Origin of the sequence: Limnobacter sp. (assembly GCF_036846585.1) — a bacterium.
In the GTDB taxonomy this organism is placed as follows: Bacteria; Pseudomonadota; Gammaproteobacteria; order Burkholderiales; family Burkholderiaceae_B; genus Limnobacter.
Genome location: NZ_DAIUBR010000014.1, coordinates 1 through 18,003, shown reverse-complemented (window position 1 = coordinate 18,003; position 18,003 = coordinate 1). Strand labels below are relative to the sequence as shown.

The window sequence follows — 18,003 nt, the reverse complement described above, 5'->3', positions numbered from 1 at the left end:
GAAAACAAAGAATTTTACGCACCAGCGCGCACAAGAAGCGCTGGGTACTAACAAAAACGACGCAGGCCCACCTTACGCAGGTGAAATTTGAACCAATATTTATTATTAAATATCAATGCCTTAGTATAATCGCCGCTCTTGGTTAAAGCCGAGCGGCCTTTGTTGTATTCGTTTTTGAATCTCTTTGTTTCCTTCCGCTTTTTCAGCATCTCTTTTCGCACTGCGGTGCCATTGGAGTGTGCATGAAGCGCATGTTATTTAACGCAACTCATTCAGAAGAGTTGCGGGTCGCAATTGTCGACGGCCAAAAACTCATCGACATTGACATTGAAACAGCTGGCCGTGAACAACGGAAAAGCAACATTTACAAAGGTGTTATCACCCGCGTAGAGCCAAGTCTTGAGGCCTGTTTTGTCAATTACGGCGAAGACCGTCATGGTTTTCTGCCCTTCAAGGAAATTTCCCGACAATATTTCAAGGAAGGCGTTGAAGCTGGCAAGGCCCGCATTCAAGACGTCGTCAAGGAAGGTCAGGAACTGTTCGTTCAGGTTGAAAAGGAAGAACGTGGCAACAAGGGCGCAGCCCTGACCACTTTCATTTCACTGGCTGGCCGTTACCTGGTGCTGATGCCGAACAATCCGCGTGGTGGTGGCGTTTCCCGCCGAATCGAAGGAGAAGAACGTCAGGAACTGCGCGAAGCGCTGGACAAACTGGAATACCCCAAGGGCATGAGCATTATTGCCCGCACAGCCGGTATTGGCCGCTCGGTTGAAGAACTGCAGTGGGACCTGAACTACCTCCTGCAACTGTGGACAGCCATCGACGGTGCAGGCAAATCAGCCAATGGTGCATTCCTTATTTATCAGGAAAGCAGCCTGGTGATTCGCGCCATTCGCGACTACTTCAGCCCGGACATCGGCGAAGTGCTGATCGACACCGACGAAATTTACGATCAGGCCAAACAATTCATGCAGCACGTGATGCCTGACATGATGAATTTGGTGAAGCGTTATCGCGACGACATCCCCCTGTTCAGCCGTTTCCAGATTGAACACCAGATTGAAACCGCGTATAGCCGCATGGTTCCCCTGCCCTCAGGTGGCGCGATCGTGATCGACCACACTGAAGCATTGGTGTCGATCGACGTGAACTCGGCCCGCTCCACACGCGGAACCGACATTGAAGACACTGCCTTGCGCACCAACCTGGAAGCCGCCGAAGAAGTGGCCCGCCAGTTGCGTTTGCGCGACCTGGGTGGCTTGATCGTGATCGATTTCATCGACATGGAAAAAGCCGGCAACCAGAAAGAGGTTGAGAACCGCGTAAAAGACAGCCTGCACTTTGACCGTGCACGGGTGCAAATGGGCAAAATCAGCCGTTTCGGCTTGATGGAACTTAGCCGCCAGCGCATTCGCCCTGCCCTGAACGAAGGTTCGCACACCACTTGCCCACGCTGTAACGGCACTGGCGTGATTCGTGACACGGAAAGCACGGCTTTGCATGTGCTGCGCATTCTGCAAGAAGAAGCCATGAAGGAAGGCACTGCCAGCGTACACACGCAGGTGCCAGTTGACGTGGCCACATTTCTGTTAAACGAGAAGCGATCCGAGATTTACAAGCTGGAAGCGCGTTTGAAGGTAAATGTACTGTTGATTCCAAACAAACATCTGGAAACACCGCACTACGAAATTACGCGTTTGCGCCACGACGACGAACGGCTGGAAGACACACGCCAAAGTTTTGAATTGGCCACGCCAAAAGAAGAGCAAAACTACTACGACAAGAAAGTAGAAGGCGAGGCTGTAAAACGCCAGGAAGCCGTGATCAAGGGCGTAATTCCAACCCAGCCTGCGCCGCCCCATCAGGAACGCAAGCCGAAGACAGAATTGGTTGTTGCTGCTGCACCAGCTGGTCCCTCTTTGATTCAGCGAATTATCGCCTGGTTCAAGCGGGACGGTACAACAGAAAAACCTGCGGCAGTTGTGGAACAAAAAACAGGTGAACGCGGTGGTCGCGGACAAGGTCGCTCACAAGGTGACCGTGGCGACTCACGCGGAGGCCGAGGCCGCAATCGCCGTCGTGGAGGCGGTCGTGGTCGTGAAGACGAGGCCACAACAGCCTCGGCAACTGCTGGTGAAGAAACAAAGGCAGGAGACGCACAACAACCCCGTTCTGCCCAACAAGGCCGCGGTGGCCGTGGTAAGCCCCGCGAGGAACGCGCGGCCGGTGCAGAGGTGCTTGAAGTCAAGCCATTGGCAGCCGTAGAAGCTACCGCTGGTGATGCTGCAGATGCAGCAGAATTGAGCGAACGCACGGGCGGCCGCCGCCGCCGTCGTCGTGGCCGTGGTGGTCGCGGCGCAGGTGAAGGCGAAACCGGTTCGGGACAGGAACAATCTGCACTTCAATCCGAGGACGCATTCCAGGCTGCAGATGCAGCAGACGATGAGGAATTGGCCAACAAGATTGCCGAAACCATGTCGTATGGCAGCGATGACGAAGCCAGTGGTGATGAACCACGTCGCCGTCGTCGCCGAGGCCGTGGCGGTCGTGGTGGCAATCGCGACGGTGCCCGTGAAGTGGTGGGTGTTGATCAAGCAGCAGAAGGTACTGAGCATGTTGAATCAGCGGCCCCTGTGGCCACTGCTTCAATGGGTTTGCCGGCGGAACCCACGCAAATGGGTTCGACCGAAAACAATCCGGACGAATCCAATGTGCCCAGCCGTGAAGTTGTTCAAGCTGTCCAATCTGTCGTTGAAGCGGTAGCACAAACCAGCGAAACAGCACTGGAAGTTGCTATTGAAACTCCACCTGCCGAAAGCGAATCAACGGTTGAAGCTGCACCCAAAGTGCAGGAATCTGTCGAAGTGATTGCGCAAGCTAAAGTGATCGCTCCCCTTGATGCTCCTGCTCCCGCAGTGGCAGCTTCGGTGACAACTGTTGCTGCTGCTCCACCTGTTTCGCTGGACAAGGAAGCCCTGGAGCAAATGTTGACCAGCGCAGGCATGTTGTGGGTGGAAACAGACCAGGATAAATGGTCTGTGGTTCAATCCAACCTGGCTGCGGCACCGAAACCCGTTCAAGTACCACGCGAACGAAAACCGGTGGCTCAAATTGCAACGGACAACCTGGTGCTGGTTGAAACCAAAGCCGAGTTCGGAAACAATACGAACTGAAGTTCAAGCCAACTAGTCAAGCAAGGCGAGCAATCGCCTGAACAGAAAAACGCCCGGTGAGCAATGTTCACCGGGCGTTTTTCTTTTGATGGCTGGCAACTGGAAGGCATAAAAAACCCGCTCATTGCTGAGCGGGTTTTGACTTCACGGCTGTTGCCAATAAACTTTTTATTGAACTGTTTACCGAGCCATCACTTGTGAACCCATGGCTGTAGCACCTTCCTTGGAACGTACTGCAGACACTTTGCCGGCCTTGATGTCGTCGTACCAGGCATCGTGGTGGGCTTTGGCCCATGTTTCATCCACATAGCCATCGCGCATGGCCTCAAGCGCACCTTCCATACCAATGGAACCGATATAGATGTGACCCAACGACATGATGATGAACAACAAGGCTGCACTGGCATGAATAACATGCGTTTGCTGCATCAACAGGCGAGGCTGGTCGAAGTTGGGAAAGTCAAGAATAAGACCTGTGGCTGATACCACAATGCCCAATACCGTGACGCCGCCCCAGAACCAGATTTTCTCGCCCATGTTGAAGCGCCCTGCTGGCGCATGGCCCAACAAACCGCCACCCTTCTTTAGCCACTCGATGTCATTTTTCTCGGGCAGGTTGTCTTTCACATACATGATGAAAAACACGATGATGCTGACCGCGAACACTGGGCCCACAAAGTTGTGAATCACAATGCTGATCGATGCAAGCCAGGAATTGAGCGTAAGGCCCATCCAGGGTGCCAGCACGTGTTTGCCAAACATCAGCAACAAACCGGTCAAAGCCAAGGCCACGAAACTGAATGCCATGGTCCAGTGGGCCACACGTTCCGCCGAGGTAAAGCGTTCGATCAGTCTGCCTGTGCGTGGCTCGGGCAATTTAACCGGCCCTTTCACCAGGTGCGCCGCCACGAGCAACAAAAACACCACTGCCACGGCCCATCCGCCGTAGAAAGAAATGTTGTCGTTGCGCATCTGGCGCCAGGCTTCACCGCTCTTGTTGATCAACACGCCGGTTTCACGGCCTTTGGTGACGGTGGTGAATGAATCACCCGACGCCACGGCTGACCAAACCGGTGAGTTGTTCAGGGGCTGCGTTTGTTGCTTCTGAACCTGTGCTTGCGCGCGTTCAGTTGCCTCTTGCGCCATGGCCCCCATTGACCACAGTGAGCACACTGCGAACACCAAGGCGGTGAACAAGGCCAACATCGCCTTGCTCATGCCCGGCTGTGCAGCAGCCCGAATGGTTGAATGTGTCATGATTGACTCTCCTTATTTGGCCTTTGCCGAATCGCCAGTACGAACGTATTCGTTCTGTGCTTTGGCTCGGACGTTCAGGTTGTCTGCCCAGCTTTCCTTGTCACCCGCTTTGAAACCACCGGCGGTGAATTCACCGCCGCCGGTTGCATAAGCCGGTGTGTCAGCCTTGCCTGCGTACCCCTTGCCTTCGTTGGCATCTTCCAGGGGTGAACAGCCAGTGGCCAGAACAAGGCCTGCAAAGGCCCCGGAAAGGATCAACTTGCTACGAAGCGCCATAATTACGCGCCCTCCTTGGCTGGTTGACCATAAGCAGAACTCCAGCCCCACACTTCAGCGCCTTTGCCGCGAACAACCACGCGATTGCGGAAGATGTCGGAAACCACGTCACCGTCACCTGCCAACAAGGCCTTGGTTGAACACATTTCGGCGCACAGTGGCAACTTGCCTTCGGCCAAACGGTTGCGACCATACTTCTCGAACTCGGCTTCGGAAGTATCTTCTTCAGGACCACCTGCACAGAATGTGCACTTGTCCATCTTGCCACGCTGACCGAAAGCACCTTCCTGAGGGAATTGTGGTGCGCCAAACGGGCAGGCGTAGAAGCAGTAACCGCAACCGATACACAGGTCCTTGTCATGCAACACAACACCTTCGTCGGTTTTGTAGAAGCAGTTCACAGGGCAAACGGCCTGGCAAGGCGCGTCTGAACAATGCATACAAGCCACGGAGATTGAACGTTCTCCAGGTTCGCCATCGTTAATCGTTACAACGCGGCGGCGGTTAATACCCCATGCCACCTCGTGCTCGTTTTTACATGCGGTGACGCAGCCATTGCACTCAATGCAACGCTCGGCATCACACAGAAACTTCATTCGTGCCATTTTGTTATCTCCTTTGCATTAGTGCTTATGCCAACTTCTCAATTTGGCAAACGGTGGTCTTTGTTTCCTGCATCATGGTGACCACGTCGTAACCGTAGGTAGTTGCGGTGTTAACCGCCTCGCCACGGACAACGGGTGCTGCACCTTCAGGGTAGTACTGCAGAAGGTCTTTGCCTTCCCAATGCCCGGAGAAGTGGAACGGCAGGAACACGGTGTCTTCACCCACGCGGCGTGTGACCAAGGCTTGCACCTGGATCTTCGCACCGGTTGGTGTTGTTACGCGAACCTGGTCACCATGCTTGATGCCACGGTCGTTCGCTGCCTTGGGGTGAAGCTCAACAAACATGTTTTGTTGAAGTTCAGCCAGCCATGGGTTGGAACGTGTTTCTTCACCACCACCTTCGTATTCCACCAAACGACCTGAAGTCATGATCAAGGGGAAGGACTTGCCAATGTCGGCATTCTTTTCCTGAATCGACTTGTACAGGGTTGGCAGGCGCCAGAAAGCAGCCTTGTCATCGTGCGTTGGGTACTTGGCCACCAAATCGGGCTTGGTGGAGTACAGCGGCTCGCGGTGCTTGGGCACTGGATCCGGGAAGTTCCACACCACGGCACGCGCCTTGGCATTGCCAAATGGGTGGCAACCGTGCTTCATGACCACGCGCTGGATACCGCCTGAAAGGTCGGTTTTCCAGTTCTTGCCTTCGGCCTCGGTTTTCTCGGCTTCGGTCAGGTCGTCCCACCAGCCCAATTGCTTGAGCATGTCGGCCGTGAACTCTGGGTAACCAGTGGTGATCTCCGCATCTTTGGAATAAGAACCGTCGCTGGCCAGCAGGCTGACACCGTCTTTCTCCACACCAAAGTTGGCACGGAAGTTACCACCACCGTCCATCACGTGTTTGTCGGTCTGGTACAAGTTGGGCGAACCGGGGTGCTTGATGTCGGCCGTGCCGTAACAAGGCCATGGCAAACCGAAGTAATCGCCATCACAAGGACCGCCTTCGGCTTTCAGCGTGCGAACGTTGAAGGTGTGCATGTTTTTCATGTGCAGCTTCAAACGCTCTGGGCTTTGGCCGGTGTAACCAATTGTCCAGGTGCCTTTGTTGATTTCCTTCAGGACGGATTCCATTTCCGGTTCCATCATGCCGCCCTTGCCTTTCACCATGGTGAATGACTTGGTGAACTCTTCGGCAAAACCAAGCTTTTCGGCCAACTGAGCCATGATCATGTGGTCGGTGCGGCTGTCGAACATGGGCTCGATCACCTTTTCACGCCACTGAAGTGAACGGTTCGACGCGGTGCATGAACCAGAGCACTCAAACTGAGTGGCTGCGGGCAGCAAGTACACTTCGCGGTTGGCATTCAAACCAGCAGGATCGCCTGGCATGGCAGCCATGGAGGCTGTGGCTGAAGGATAAGGATCAACCACCACGAGCAAGTCGAGCTTGTCCATGGCTTTTTTCATGTCCAGACCACGGGTTTGCGAGTTTGGCGCATGGCCCCAGAAGAACAGACCGCGCAGGTTGCCGGATTTCTGATCAATCAACTCGGGGTTTTCAAGCACACCATCTACCCAACGCGACACGGTCATGCCAGCCTTGGTGGTCATGCCCTCTGCGTAGCGGCTCTTGATGTATTCGTAATCCACACCCCATACGCGGCACCAGTGTTTCCAGGAACCTTCCGCAACACCGTAGTAACCGGGCAACGAATCGGGGTTTGGACCCACATCGGTTGCGCCCTGTACGTTGTCGTGGCCGCGGAAAATGTTTGCACCGCCGCCAGAGACACCAATGTTGCCCAGGGCCAGTTGCAAAATACAAGAAGCACGAACCATGGCATTACCAATGGTGTGCTGGGTTTGACCCATACACCATACAATCGTGCTTGGGCGGTTCTTGGCAAACATTTCCGCCACTTTGTACATTTGGGCTTCGTCCACGCCGCAGGCTTCTTCTACCTTGTCGGGTGTCCAGTTGGCCAGTACTTCAGCCTTGATCTGGTCCATGCCGTACACGCGGTCATTGATGTACTTTTTGTCTTCCCAGCCGTTCTTGAAAATGTGGTGCAGCAAACCAAACAGGAAAGGAATGTCCGAACCTGAGCGGATACGAACGTATTCGTCTGCACGTGCTGCAGTGCGCGTGAAGCGTGGGTCGACCACGATCATCTTCGCGCCGGTTTCCTTGGCGTGAAGCATGTGCAACAAAGACACTGGGTGTGCTTCAGCGGCGTTGGAGCCGATGTACAAGGCACACTTGGTGTTCTGCATGTCGTTGTAGGAGTTGGTCATTGCACCATAACCCCAGGTATTCGCAACACCAGCCACTGTGGTGGAGTGGCAAATACGCGCCTGGTGGTCACAGTTGTTACTGCCCCACATTGACACCCACTTGCGCAGTAAGTAGGACTGTTCATTGTTGTGCTTGGATGAACCGATGATGAACACGGAATCTGGGCCGTTTTCTTCACGCAGTGCCAGCATTTTCTTGGTAATGCCGTCCAGGGCTTCATCCCAGGAAATTTTCTGGTACTTGCCGTCCACCAGCTTCATTGGATACTTCAAGCGGTATTCGCCGTGGCCGTGCTCGCGCAGCGCTGCACCCTTGGCGCAGTGCGCACCCAGGTTGATGGGGCTGTCGAACACGGGGTTCTGGCGAATCCACACGCCGTTCTGTACAACCGCATCCGTGGCGCAACCCACAGAGCAGTGCGTACAAATTGTGCGCTTGATTTCAATTGTGCCGCCGGCCGTGCTGCCATCGGCAGCCGCCTCAGCGCGCTTGACCATGCCAAAAGGCAGGCTGCCTGCAACGGCACCCGCACCCACACCGATACCGGAGCGCTTCAGGAAAGCGCGGCGGTCCATGGTGGCACCCAAGCGTGACCCAATTTTATTGAGCAGGCTGTGGTTGTGATTTGGGATCACTTTGGCCACTGTCTTGTCGTCTCTTCTCTTTAACATCCTGGTCTCCTTGAGTTACACCAGCAAGGTTCTGTAATAGGTTTTCACATGCTCAGAGAGCTGGTAACCCTTCGATTTTTTCTCAGTGCCTGCGGCAGCAGCCTGTTCAGCCACTTCAGGTTGTTTGCTAACTACCAGTGCAGCACCGGCGGCAGCGACGCCCACACCCGCACCCACCAGAAACTGGCGTCGTGCAAGCTTGGGTTTGTCTTGATTTATCATTTTCTTGGTCATCTCATCACCTCCAATCAAACGGCACTTTCAAAATCGAAAGACTGTGTTTCAACATCAAAGAACACGCGGGCCAAACGACCCACAGTTTTATAAAAATCAGTGTTGCTGGCGGCCTCTATGTCGTCAGCCATGCGGCCATACCAACTGGCCATGTGGGCCTGGAAAAAAGCACGCTGCTCGGCAAACGACACGGGGGGGTCGTCGGCCAGAATCAGGTAGCGCATCACTTCGCACAAAAATGCGATGTGGTCTTCGGTTTCAGTCAACGCTTCATCGCGGGTCAGCCCAAACTTTGCAAGATCGTCACGCAGGGCGATCAAGGGCTTTTCATTCAAAAAACCCGCAATGTAATACGATCCATACAGCATCACTTCAGGGCGACCTACGCCGATGAAGTTGTCGACAAATTCCTGATTAATTTTCTTGCTGTCGAATTGCCCCACCACACGAATCAGCTCGGAAAACTCGAAGCCCAACGGGGTTGTAATGTCCAGCGATTCACGGTCGATTTCGCGGAAACGAGCCAGAAATTCATCGGTCACGTTGCCGGAAAACATTTGGGACAAAAGGCCGTAAAAATCAGCACGGGCCCAGTCTTCACCAGCGATCAGGTTGTCTTCCTGTTGAGCCTGGGTGTTCATTTTTTCACCTCGAATATGGTCATTTCGTCTTTGGCACTGTACATGTCGGTTACGCGGCAATCGGCACACATTTTCAAACGGTTTGCGTTGCGCTCAAACATGCTGTGCGCACTCAGTTTTGCAAACATGTTTTCAATCATGTGCTTGGTGCCAAATGCCTTGCCACAGCTGATGCAGTGAAATGGCTGCGATTCATTCAACACTCGTTTTTCACGTGCAGCTGGGCCCAACAACAACTGGGGAACCAGTTCCATGGCGTTTTCAGGGCAGGTTTCAACGCACAAACCACACTGCACACAGTTGCGTTCAATAAAGCGCAGTTGGGGCATTTCGGGGTTATCGATCAATGCTGAGGCTGGGCAAGCACTGGTGCAACTCATGCACAGGGTGCATTTTTCCTTGTTCACCAACACAGCACCAAAAGGCGCGGCGACCGGCAAAGCAATGGGTTCAGCAAAGCTTTGTTTGGCGTGCTTTTGAGCATGTTCAGCCAAATGATCAACTGCAAATTCCATGCGAGTACGCTTGTTGGAAGACAACTCGAAGCTGGCGGGCTCGACACCCGACGCGCTCAAGTCGCTGTGCGCAAACAATTGCTCAATTTGCCCAGTGTGCAGCACGCGAACACGGCGCTGCAAACCCAAGGCTTCCAGCAAGGCGTTCACCCAGCCAGCCTGCGCGGCCAGGGGTTCGGCGTAATGACTTGATTCAACGGCAGATTGCACCACGGTAATTCGGTCGGCGCCAAACGCCAGGGCAGACAGCCACAGGTCTGGGCCAACGCTTGCGCTGTGGTTCAATTCAATGGGCAACAGACTGAAATCAGAGACAGACGCTTTGCCGGACAACGTTTTGCTCGATTTTTTGGCCGCTTCCAGCCAGTTGTGTTCCATGTCGGGACCATGCAGCACCAATTCAAGCTTGGCACCACCATTGGCACGGAATGCTTTCACAGCGGTTTTAATGGCCCTGCCCTGAACTGTGGCCGGGCTTAACGCAAACTGAATGGCACCGGTTGGGCACACAGTGGTGCATGCGCCGCAACCCAGGCACAGGTGCGGATTGACTTCAATTTTCTCGCCAGCGGATTTGATCGCCTTGGTGCTGCACGCATCGATGCAATTGTTGCAACCTTCCTTGCTGGAACGGCTGTGCGCGCAAATGCTGGGCTTGTACTCGAAAAACTTGGGCTTCTCGAATTCACCCACAGTTTGAACGGCATCCAGCATGGCTTCAAGCAACAACTGTTCGCTGTCACCCACATGCCAATAACCCAAAGGTGCTTGGCGATCTGCAAACAAACCGGGCATGGTGCAGTCGATCACCATGTCATATTCACGCTCGCTGATGGTATTCAAATCAGCAAATGAAATCGCCTTGAATTCACCACAGGCCTTGATACAGGCTCCGCTTTGATCGCAACTGTTCAGGTCGATGGTGAGGGAATCTTTTGAAATGGACTGAGTAGGGCAAGCATCTACACAGGCTCCGCAACGCGTGCACATTTCCATGTCCACGGGATTGGTTTTGCGTGTGCTTAGCTGAAATGCCCCCAGGTAGCCGGTAGCTGCCTGTACGGTCAGCGCCAGCACATTCAGATCGCGTTTGGCTGGCAGCACTATGTCAGAGGCGTCTGCCAGCAACAGATCAACCGTCAAGTTGTTGGCCAGGGTCTGGGCGTGATGCAACTGCTTGCCACTGTTTGCGACAATGGCCACACGACCTTTGGAATTGAACAGAACAGCCGGTACGGGTTCAACCTGAAAATCAGTTTCATAAGCAGCCAGCGCAGCCACCGCAGCTGCGGCCTGCTTTGATGATTGCTCTGCCGGTTGCCCGCGCAGCAAGCCACGCAGATTCACGAACTCGATGGTTTGGATGGAAGACTCTTCGGCGATTGACTCAAAGACCGCCTGCTCTTGCGTGCAACCTACAAAACAGCGTGCACCGCTGGATTTGTTCTTTGAACTCAGCACCGTCGAAATTCCATCACGACAGGCGCGCTGTGCAGACACAAAACGAATACCTTCAACGTTCACGTTTTGCAACGCTTTGTCGACTGTCTCGCCGCTACCCTGGCAACCACACACAAAAACATCCGAGTTGGTCATCTATCACTTCTAATTTGGTTATTTGGCAATTAATTGCAAAACTTGTGCCAAGCTAACCCTGTAAATTTTCCTATTTAGAATCATTACACTAGAGTGACAACCCTGCGCGCAGACGCGGGTGGTGGTGCATTTTGTCTGTATCCAATTGGGCATTGGATACGACAAAATGTACCAGTTCATTTTGGTTTTTTAGGGGATTTTTCGAACGAACGTTCTGTAGAGACTTGTTCAGAATCAATGGCTTGAGATTCATCAGGGATAACCCTAATGTTTTCGTGGTTTTTTTCAGAAGCCACTTCCGGTTCCATTTGCAATTCAGCTTGCTCAGGCTCGGGCTCCAGCGTTTCTTCCGGCTCGATCACTTTCGCCAACAGCGACTTGTTCTCGCCAGACATGTCATCGATTTTCGGTAGTTCCAGATCAGGCCTGCTCAGCAATTGCTTAGAGAAAGTCATCTTGTCGATGTCTTCTTTGCTCAATGGTGTGAACTTGTTGTAGTCGTCAATGTAAATGTCCAGGCCATCCATCACATTGAATTCCGGCCGGGAAAACAGGGCCTTGAAGGCTTTGTTTTTCAAGTCCTTCGACACCTTGTCAATCAGAAACGCCTTGATGTCGCCACCCTGCTCCACAGCACGCAAATCGTCTTCAGTGGGCACCGGGGGGGCCACCTCAACGGGTCCTGGCGGCGCGTTGTCCACCTCGACAAGCCCCTGGCTTCCCACGGGTTCGGTCTTGGCAAGTGCATCTTCCTGCAGCGGCAAATTCTCGGCCAGGCGTTCATTTTCCCGCACTTCCAGCTTGCGCTTTGACCACCGACTTAAAAAATTCTCACTCATCGCATCATCCGCGCTTATCAGGTTTTACAAACGATTGCGGGCGCCGCCGCTGCTTGGGCTCTGGCTGGTACCGCGCCTGCACCAGTTCGGCCAGCCAGCTGGCCACCGCCGCAGGCAATGGCAGGGTTTGCACTTCTTCATTGGCGTCCATCCAGCGAGCTGCTTCGTCATAACTCAGGGTTGCATCAAACACCGAAGGCATCAGGTTTTTGTTTTCTTCGGGATAACGCACACAAAAAAACACGTACGGCACATCGGTGTCAAGGTTCAGGAAATAGCCTTGCAGTTGGTCTTGATACACCTCTGCCTTCACGGTTTGCACACATTCATCATTGCCCTGGGGCATATGGGCGTCTGCCGGGGCCAGTTCAAGCACCTGCCAGCGAAAAGGCTGCCAGGGCGAACTTTGGGCCACCTTGCCTGTCTTCACCTTGAAGGAGACTTCACCCAATACTAAAAAATTTGCACTCAAAAAACACCTCTGCGAGTTGCCGGGCCCCGTCAGTAAGGGCACAATTCAGTTGATTAGATTAGAAGATACACGACAAGTATCACAATAGGAGTTTGCCCCATGGGGGCGAGGGATTGAACGATGACAGACCGTGTTATTCAACTGGTCCAAGACAACTCGCGCGTCATTCCATTGAATTTCAGCGCACCGCAAAGCAGTGAAGTACCCGCCAAAGATCATTTCAGTCGCAGGCTTCATGACTTGCGTATTTCTGTCACGGACCGCTGCAATTTCCGCTGCGTATACTGCATGCCCAAGTCGATTTTCGACAAAGACTACCAGTTTTTGCCGCACAAGGATTTGCTCAGCTTCGAGGAAATTGAACAGGTTGCCCGCCAGTTTGTGGCTTTGGGCGTTGAAAAAATACGCCTGACCGGTGGCGAGCCCCTGCTTCGCAAAAACATCGAGATTTTGATTGAGCAGCTTGCGCGCCTGCGCACGCCAGCCGGTAAGCCTGTTGAAATCACCTTGACCACCAACGGCACCCTGCTTCGCAAAAAAGCCAAAACATTGAAGCAAGCGGGCCTGAGCCGTGTCACCGTGAGCCTGGATGCGATCGACGATGCCGTGTTCAAAGCCATGAACGATGTGGACTTCTCGGTCGATGAAGTGCTTGACGGGATTGAAGCCGCCTTTGAGGCCGGCCTTGGCCCCATCAAGGTGAACATGGTGGTCAAAGGCGGCATGAACGACGACCAGGTGCTGCCCATGGCAAGGCATTTCAAAGGCACACCGCACATTCTGCGCTTTATCGAGTACATGGACGTGGGCAGCAGCAATGGCTGGAAAATGGATGAAGTGGTGCCCTCTGCGCGCATCATCAACATGATTTCCCAAGGCCTTTCGCAACTGCAAATGCAGGATGCCAATTACACCGGCGAAGTGGCCGAGCGCTGGAAGTACAGCGACGGCTGTGGCGAAATCGGCGTTATTTCTTCTGTAACACAAGCCTTCTGCAAAGACTGCACACGCATTCGCCTGTCAACAGAAGGCAAGCTGTACACCTGCCTGTTCGCCAGCAAGGGACACGATCTCAAACCCCTGATCCGATCAGGCGATGAAGCGTCCTCAGTTGACACCCAGTTGGGCAATGCAATTCGCAACCTGTGGGCCATTCGCGCCGACCGTTACAGTGAAATTCGCACTGAACACACGGCGCAACCCAAAGACAGAATTGAAATGTCGTACATCGGAGGCTAAGGGCTTTTCAATGGCAGCACACATTCAAACCACCCACGCCAGCATACCCAGCACGGTAGAAATTACAGCGATCAATGAGCGCGGCGAACAGGTACCCGTTCAAATTTCGGGCGAACACCCGCTGACGCTTTATTTTGACAAAAAAGAACTTTTGACCATCATGACATTGGGTTCTCAACCTGAGGCATTGGCGCTTGGATGGCTTAGGAATCAAAGACTTGTAGAACGTTCTTCAGAAATTGCTGCAATTCATGTTGACTGGGAAACAGAAAGCGTTGCGGTGACATCGACCGTGCTGAAAAACACGGGCCAAACCATTTGGGAAACCACAGAAAAAGCCCAAATGCTTGAGAAACGAACCACCACCTCGGGCTGTGGCCAAGGCACCGTATTCGGCGACTTGATGGAAGACCTGGACAAGGTGCAATTGAGCAACGCCTACAACCTGTCGCAAGAAGTGTTGTATGGCGTGATGGATCAGGTTCGAAAACATGAATCCGTCTACAAGCAGGCCGGGGCCGTGCATGGCTGCGCATTGTGTTCCAACAGTGGCGAAAACCGCGGTGAAATTCTGCTGTTTGTTGAAGACGTTGGGCGCCACAACGCAGTGGACACCATTGCAGGGCAAATGTGGCTGCACGACATGACAGGTGAGGACAAAATTTTTTACACCACGGGAAGGCTGACTTCCGAGATGGTCATTAAATGCGCCCAAATGGGAATTCCCGTGCTGGTGTCCCGTTCAGGGCTTACGCAGATGGGCCATGAAATTGCCCAGAAACTGAACATCACCATGCTGGGCCGTTGCCAGGGCAAACATTATTTGCTGTACACCGGCACACACCGATTCAACACTTTAAACGACACACAATACGCATGAGCATTTCACTGGACGACATCACCGGCGTCATTCTGGCTGGTGGCATGGGCCGCCGTATGGGCGGTATCGACAAAGGCCTTCAAAACTTCAAACAGGCGCCGCTGGCACTGCACGCCATGATGCGCCTGAATGGCCAGGTGGGCAGCATGACCATCAATGCCAACCGGAACATCGGCGTGTACGAAGGCTTTGGCATTCCGGTCATTTGCGACCATCAAGCCGATTTCGCCGGGCCGCTGGCAGGCATGCAAACGGCGCTAAGCTACGCCACCGTGCCCTTTCTGGTCACCGTGCCTTGCGACGTACCCATGTTCCCGACCGACCTGGTGAAAAAACTGGGCGAGCCCTTTGAAAAAAATGTTGGCTTGATGCTGACGGTGGCTGCCACGAACGGTCGCCATCACCCCGTGTTCTGCATGATGCGCACCGAATTGCTGCCCAGCATGGAAGAATTTCTGCGCAAAGGTGGCCGGAAAATTGACGCTTGGTATGCCGACATTCCACACCAGGCCGTGGAGTTTGGTGACGAAGCGGCCTTTCACAATGTCAACACATTGCAAGAACTGAAAGAACTTGAAAAGAAATCCTGAGTGACGAACCCTGCATGCAAACTGACTTTCAAACCGTAGACCAGGCCCGACAAAGCATACTTGCGCAGCTTGTAGCCATTTCAGGCACGCGCACAGTCGCTATTCGTGACGCACTGGATCAAGTACTGGCCTTCGATGTACTGTCACCAATCAACGTACCCGCGCAGGACAATTCCGCAATGGACGGTTACGCCTTTAATAGCACCTGCCTGCAAAGTGGCGCGATCACCGCGCTGAAACTGGTGGGCACAGCCTATGCTGGCAAGGTATTCACGGGGCAATGCGGCGCGGGCGAATGCGTGCGCATCATGACGGGTGCGGTGATGCCTGCCCACTGCGACACCGTGCTGGTTCAGGAAAACGCCACCGTGAACGGCGTCACCATCAGCTTTCCGCCCGGTGCAGTGAAGGCGGGTGACAACCGCCGCCAGGCAGGCGAAGACCTGACCGCTGGAAAAACCGCCCTGCCCGCCGGCAAGGTATTGCGCCCCGCAGATCTGGGTTTGCTTGCATCACTGGGCGTGGCAGAAATTGCCGTGCGCCGAAAACTGCGTGTGGCGTTTTTCTCCACAGGCGACGAATTGCGATCGCTCGGCCAAACCCTCGACGAAGGCTGTGTATACGATAGCAACCGATACACCCTGTTTGGCATGCTGACCCGGCTTCGATTTATCGAACTTCTGGACATGGGCGTGGTACAAGACTCCCCCGAAGCCCTTGAACAAGCCATGCTGCAAGCCATTGAACAGGCCGACGTCATTCTGACATCGGGCGGGGTGTCAGTGGGCGAAGCCGATTACACCAAAGACGTCATGGAAAAACTGGGCAGCGTGAACTTCTGGAAAATTGCCATGCGCCCCGGCCGCCCCATGGCGTTTGGCCAGGTGCACAACAAAGCCAACGGCAACTCAGCTTTCCTGTTTGGCCTGCCCGGCAACCCGGTGGCAGTCATGGTCACCTTCTACGCTTTCGTGCGGGACGCACTGTTCAAACTGACCAACGCAAAAGCATTGCCCGTGCCCATGGTGTCAGCAAAACTGGCGCAAAGCGTACGCAAGCGCCCCGGCCGAACCGAATACCAACGTGCCCGCCTGGTGATGGAAAATGGTGTACTGACCGCGCACCTGACTGGCGCGCAGGGATCTGGCATTTTGCGCAGCATGTCTGAATCTGATGGTCTGCTGGTGCTGGAACACGCACAGGGCGACCTGGAAGCGGGCGACACCGTTCAAGCCTTGCCGTTCGAAGGGTTGATCTAAACAAAGCCACACTACCGGGTGACACCCCCCATCCAGTGTAGTGAACCAAGTGAGTGATTTTCAGGGTTGAATTCAAAGGCTACCATGGGTGCTCTTGAATTCAGGCCCCCTGTCATGCTGCAAGACCCACGCCCCATCAAACCGCTGCAACACGCCCTGTGCGAGCTGTTGGGGCAGCTCGGCATCGAATTTCTGCCCAGCCAGTGGCGAATGCAGGAAACACTGCTTGACCCAACAAAAGCCGATGAACTGGCCTTGCTGCGCGCCTATCTAACCGCCAGCAACATTTCCCACCAGGTTTTTGAGCAAATTTTGCCAGGGGAAACCAAGCACCTTACAGCCCATACCCTGGCCATGACACACACAGGCCAATCCGGGGTGCTGAAAGATTTGCGCCGCGCCACTGAAGAAAACCCGCCCTTGCAGTGGGCCTTGCAAATCGATGCCGTGAAAACACCGCCTGCACCAAGCCAGGAGAAACCACCGGAAAGCCTGCTGGGTTTTTGGCGAAAACTGCGCGAAAGCCTCTGGCTTCGTGAAGCCTTGAACTTCGAAAACGGCAGTTTCAAACCAGTTATTTATGCCTCCCTGTTGATCAACATTCTGGCACTGGCCGGCCCCCTGTTTTCACTGCAGGTGTACGACCGCATTATTCCAAACCAGGCCTATTCCTCCATGGTGGCACTGCTGTTGGGCGTGGCCATTTGCCTGGGGTTTGAACATGCGCTGAAGCATGCGCGACACAGGCTCATGGAAATTGCAGCCACATCGATCGACACACGCTGCGCGGGGCACTTGTCACAGTCGCTGCTGAATGTACCCATTCACAAAACCGAGCCCACAGTATTGCTTCAGCATTTGCGCTCGTTTGAACAGCTTCGTGAATTGATTACCGGAGTGTTTTTACTCGCCTTGATCGACCTGCCCTTTCTCACCCTGTTTCTGGTGGTGATCACCCTGATCCACCCCCTGTTTTTGTTGGTGGCGGGTGGCGTTATTGCCCTCACTTTACTGTTCGTAGTTAGTTCGCACCATAAATTGTCGCGCCTGGGGCAAGTGCACATGAAGCAAGCACGCGAAACACAAGGCCAGTGGCTTGATTCACTGGCGTGCCTGGACAACATTCAGGCACACGGCGTGCAACAGGCACATGGCAAACTGCTGAATCATTTGCAGCTGAAAGCGCGCATGGGCGGCAACGCCGTTCGGGACCAGCTTTTTCTGGTGAACCAGAAAATACACCTGCTTCAACAAGGCAGTTGGGTGCTTACCATTGCGCTTGGCGTGTACTTGATTGTGGAAAAACAGATGACCGTGGGTGGCTTGATTGCCGTGTCCATGTTGACCATGCGCTGCTTTGCACCCATTCAAAAACTGCAAAGCCACTTGGTACAAACCCATTCCGCCCAAGCCAGCTTTGAAGAACTGGATCAATTCCTGGGGCAAACCCTCCCCAACAGCA

At 54.0% G+C, this 18,003-nt stretch carries 15 protein-coding genes; 6 read left to right on the top strand and 9 right to left on the bottom strand.

The window, feature by feature from the left end; all coding sequences use genetic code 11:
• Window positions 1-242: 242 nt before the first annotated feature.
• Window positions 243-3,173 (top strand): Rne/Rng family ribonuclease, encoded by a 2,931-nt coding sequence (locus V7028_RS08165; RefSeq protein ID WP_334119590.1) that lies wholly within the window; start codon window positions 243-245, stop codon window positions 3,171-3,173.
• Window positions 3,174-3,353: 180 nt separating this feature from the next.
• Here the strand turns inward: V7028_RS08165 and V7028_RS08160 are convergent, their stop codons facing one another.
• The 9 genes from V7028_RS08160 to V7028_RS08120 all read right to left on the bottom strand — a co-directional run bounded on the left by V7028_RS08160 (window position 3,354) and on the right by V7028_RS08120 (window position 12,552).
• Window positions 3,354-4,430: a formate dehydrogenase subunit gamma gene (locus V7028_RS08160; RefSeq protein ID WP_334119589.1), complete on the bottom strand. Its 1,077-nt coding sequence runs from the start codon at window positions 4,428-4,430 to the stop codon at window positions 3,354-3,356.
• 12 nt (window positions 4,431-4,442) lie between these two features.
• On the bottom strand, window positions 4,443-4,706 hold the full coding sequence (locus V7028_RS08155; protein ID WP_334119588.1) for a hypothetical protein: 264 nt from the start codon (window positions 4,704-4,706) through the stop codon (window positions 4,443-4,445).
• Between the two features lie 2 nt (window positions 4,707-4,708).
• Window positions 4,709-5,311: a formate dehydrogenase FDH3 subunit beta gene (fdh3B, locus tag V7028_RS08150; RefSeq protein ID WP_130556483.1), complete on the bottom strand. Its 603-nt coding sequence runs from the start codon at window positions 5,309-5,311 to the stop codon at window positions 4,709-4,711.
• Window positions 5,312-5,336: 25 nt separating this feature from the next.
• The gene (locus tag V7028_RS08145) at window positions 5,337-8,276 is read right to left on the bottom strand and encodes a molybdopterin-dependent oxidoreductase (protein ID WP_334119587.1); all 2,940 of its coding nucleotides are present in this window, start codon (window positions 8,274-8,276) and stop codon (window positions 5,337-5,339) included.
• Window positions 8,277-8,291: 15 nt separating this feature from the next.
• On the bottom strand, window positions 8,292-8,510 hold the full coding sequence (locus V7028_RS08140; protein WP_334119586.1) for a twin-arginine translocation signal domain-containing protein: 219 nt from the start codon (window positions 8,508-8,510) through the stop codon (window positions 8,292-8,294).
• Window positions 8,511-8,524: 14 nt separating this feature from the next.
• Window positions 8,525-9,151, bottom strand: a complete 627-nt coding sequence (locus tag V7028_RS08135; RefSeq protein ID WP_334119585.1) for a TorD/DmsD family molecular chaperone — start codon at window positions 9,149-9,151, stop codon at window positions 8,525-8,527.
• On the bottom strand, window positions 9,148-11,262 hold the full coding sequence (locus V7028_RS08130) for a 4Fe-4S binding protein (RefSeq protein WP_334119584.1): 2,115 nt from the start codon (window positions 11,260-11,262) through the stop codon (window positions 9,148-9,150). The genes V7028_RS08135 and V7028_RS08130 overlap by 4 nt, the downstream gene beginning before the upstream one ends.
• Before the next feature lie 176 nt (window positions 11,263-11,438).
• Complete coding sequence (locus V7028_RS08125; RefSeq protein ID WP_334119583.1) at window positions 11,439-12,101, bottom strand: DUF3306 domain-containing protein; 663 nt, start codon at window positions 12,099-12,101, stop codon at window positions 11,439-11,441.
• 4 nt (window positions 12,102-12,105) lie between these two features.
• Entirely contained in the window at window positions 12,106-12,552 is a 447-nt protein-coding gene (locus V7028_RS08120; protein ID WP_334119582.1) for a DUF3305 domain-containing protein, read from the bottom strand.
• Window positions 12,553-12,693: 141 nt separating this feature from the next.
• Between V7028_RS08120 and moaA the strand changes: the two genes are divergently transcribed.
• The 5 genes from moaA to V7028_RS08095 form a co-directional block, all read left to right on the top strand.
• Window positions 12,694-13,812, top strand: coding sequence for a GTP 3',8-cyclase MoaA (moaA, locus tag V7028_RS08115; RefSeq protein ID WP_334119581.1), 1,119 nt, complete (start codon window positions 12,694-12,696; stop codon window positions 13,810-13,812).
• A gap of 10 nt (window positions 13,813-13,822) precedes the next feature.
• Window positions 13,823-14,692, top strand: a complete 870-nt coding sequence (locus V7028_RS08110; protein WP_334119580.1) for a formate dehydrogenase accessory sulfurtransferase FdhD — start codon at window positions 13,823-13,825, stop codon at window positions 14,690-14,692.
• A complete protein-coding gene (gene mobA, locus V7028_RS08105) occupies window positions 14,689-15,282 on the top strand; it encodes a molybdenum cofactor guanylyltransferase MobA (protein WP_334119579.1) in 594 nt (197 codons plus the stop codon). The genes V7028_RS08110 and mobA overlap by 4 nt, the downstream gene beginning before the upstream one ends.
• 14 nt (window positions 15,283-15,296) lie before the next feature.
• Window positions 15,297-16,541, top strand: a complete 1,245-nt coding sequence (gene moeA, locus V7028_RS08100; protein ID WP_334119578.1) for a molybdopterin molybdotransferase MoeA — start codon at window positions 15,297-15,299, stop codon at window positions 16,539-16,541.
• A gap of 114 nt (window positions 16,542-16,655) precedes the next feature.
• A partial coding sequence (locus V7028_RS08095) for an ABC transporter transmembrane domain-containing protein (protein WP_334119577.1) occupies window positions 16,656-18,003 on the top strand: 1,348 nt, incomplete at its 3' end.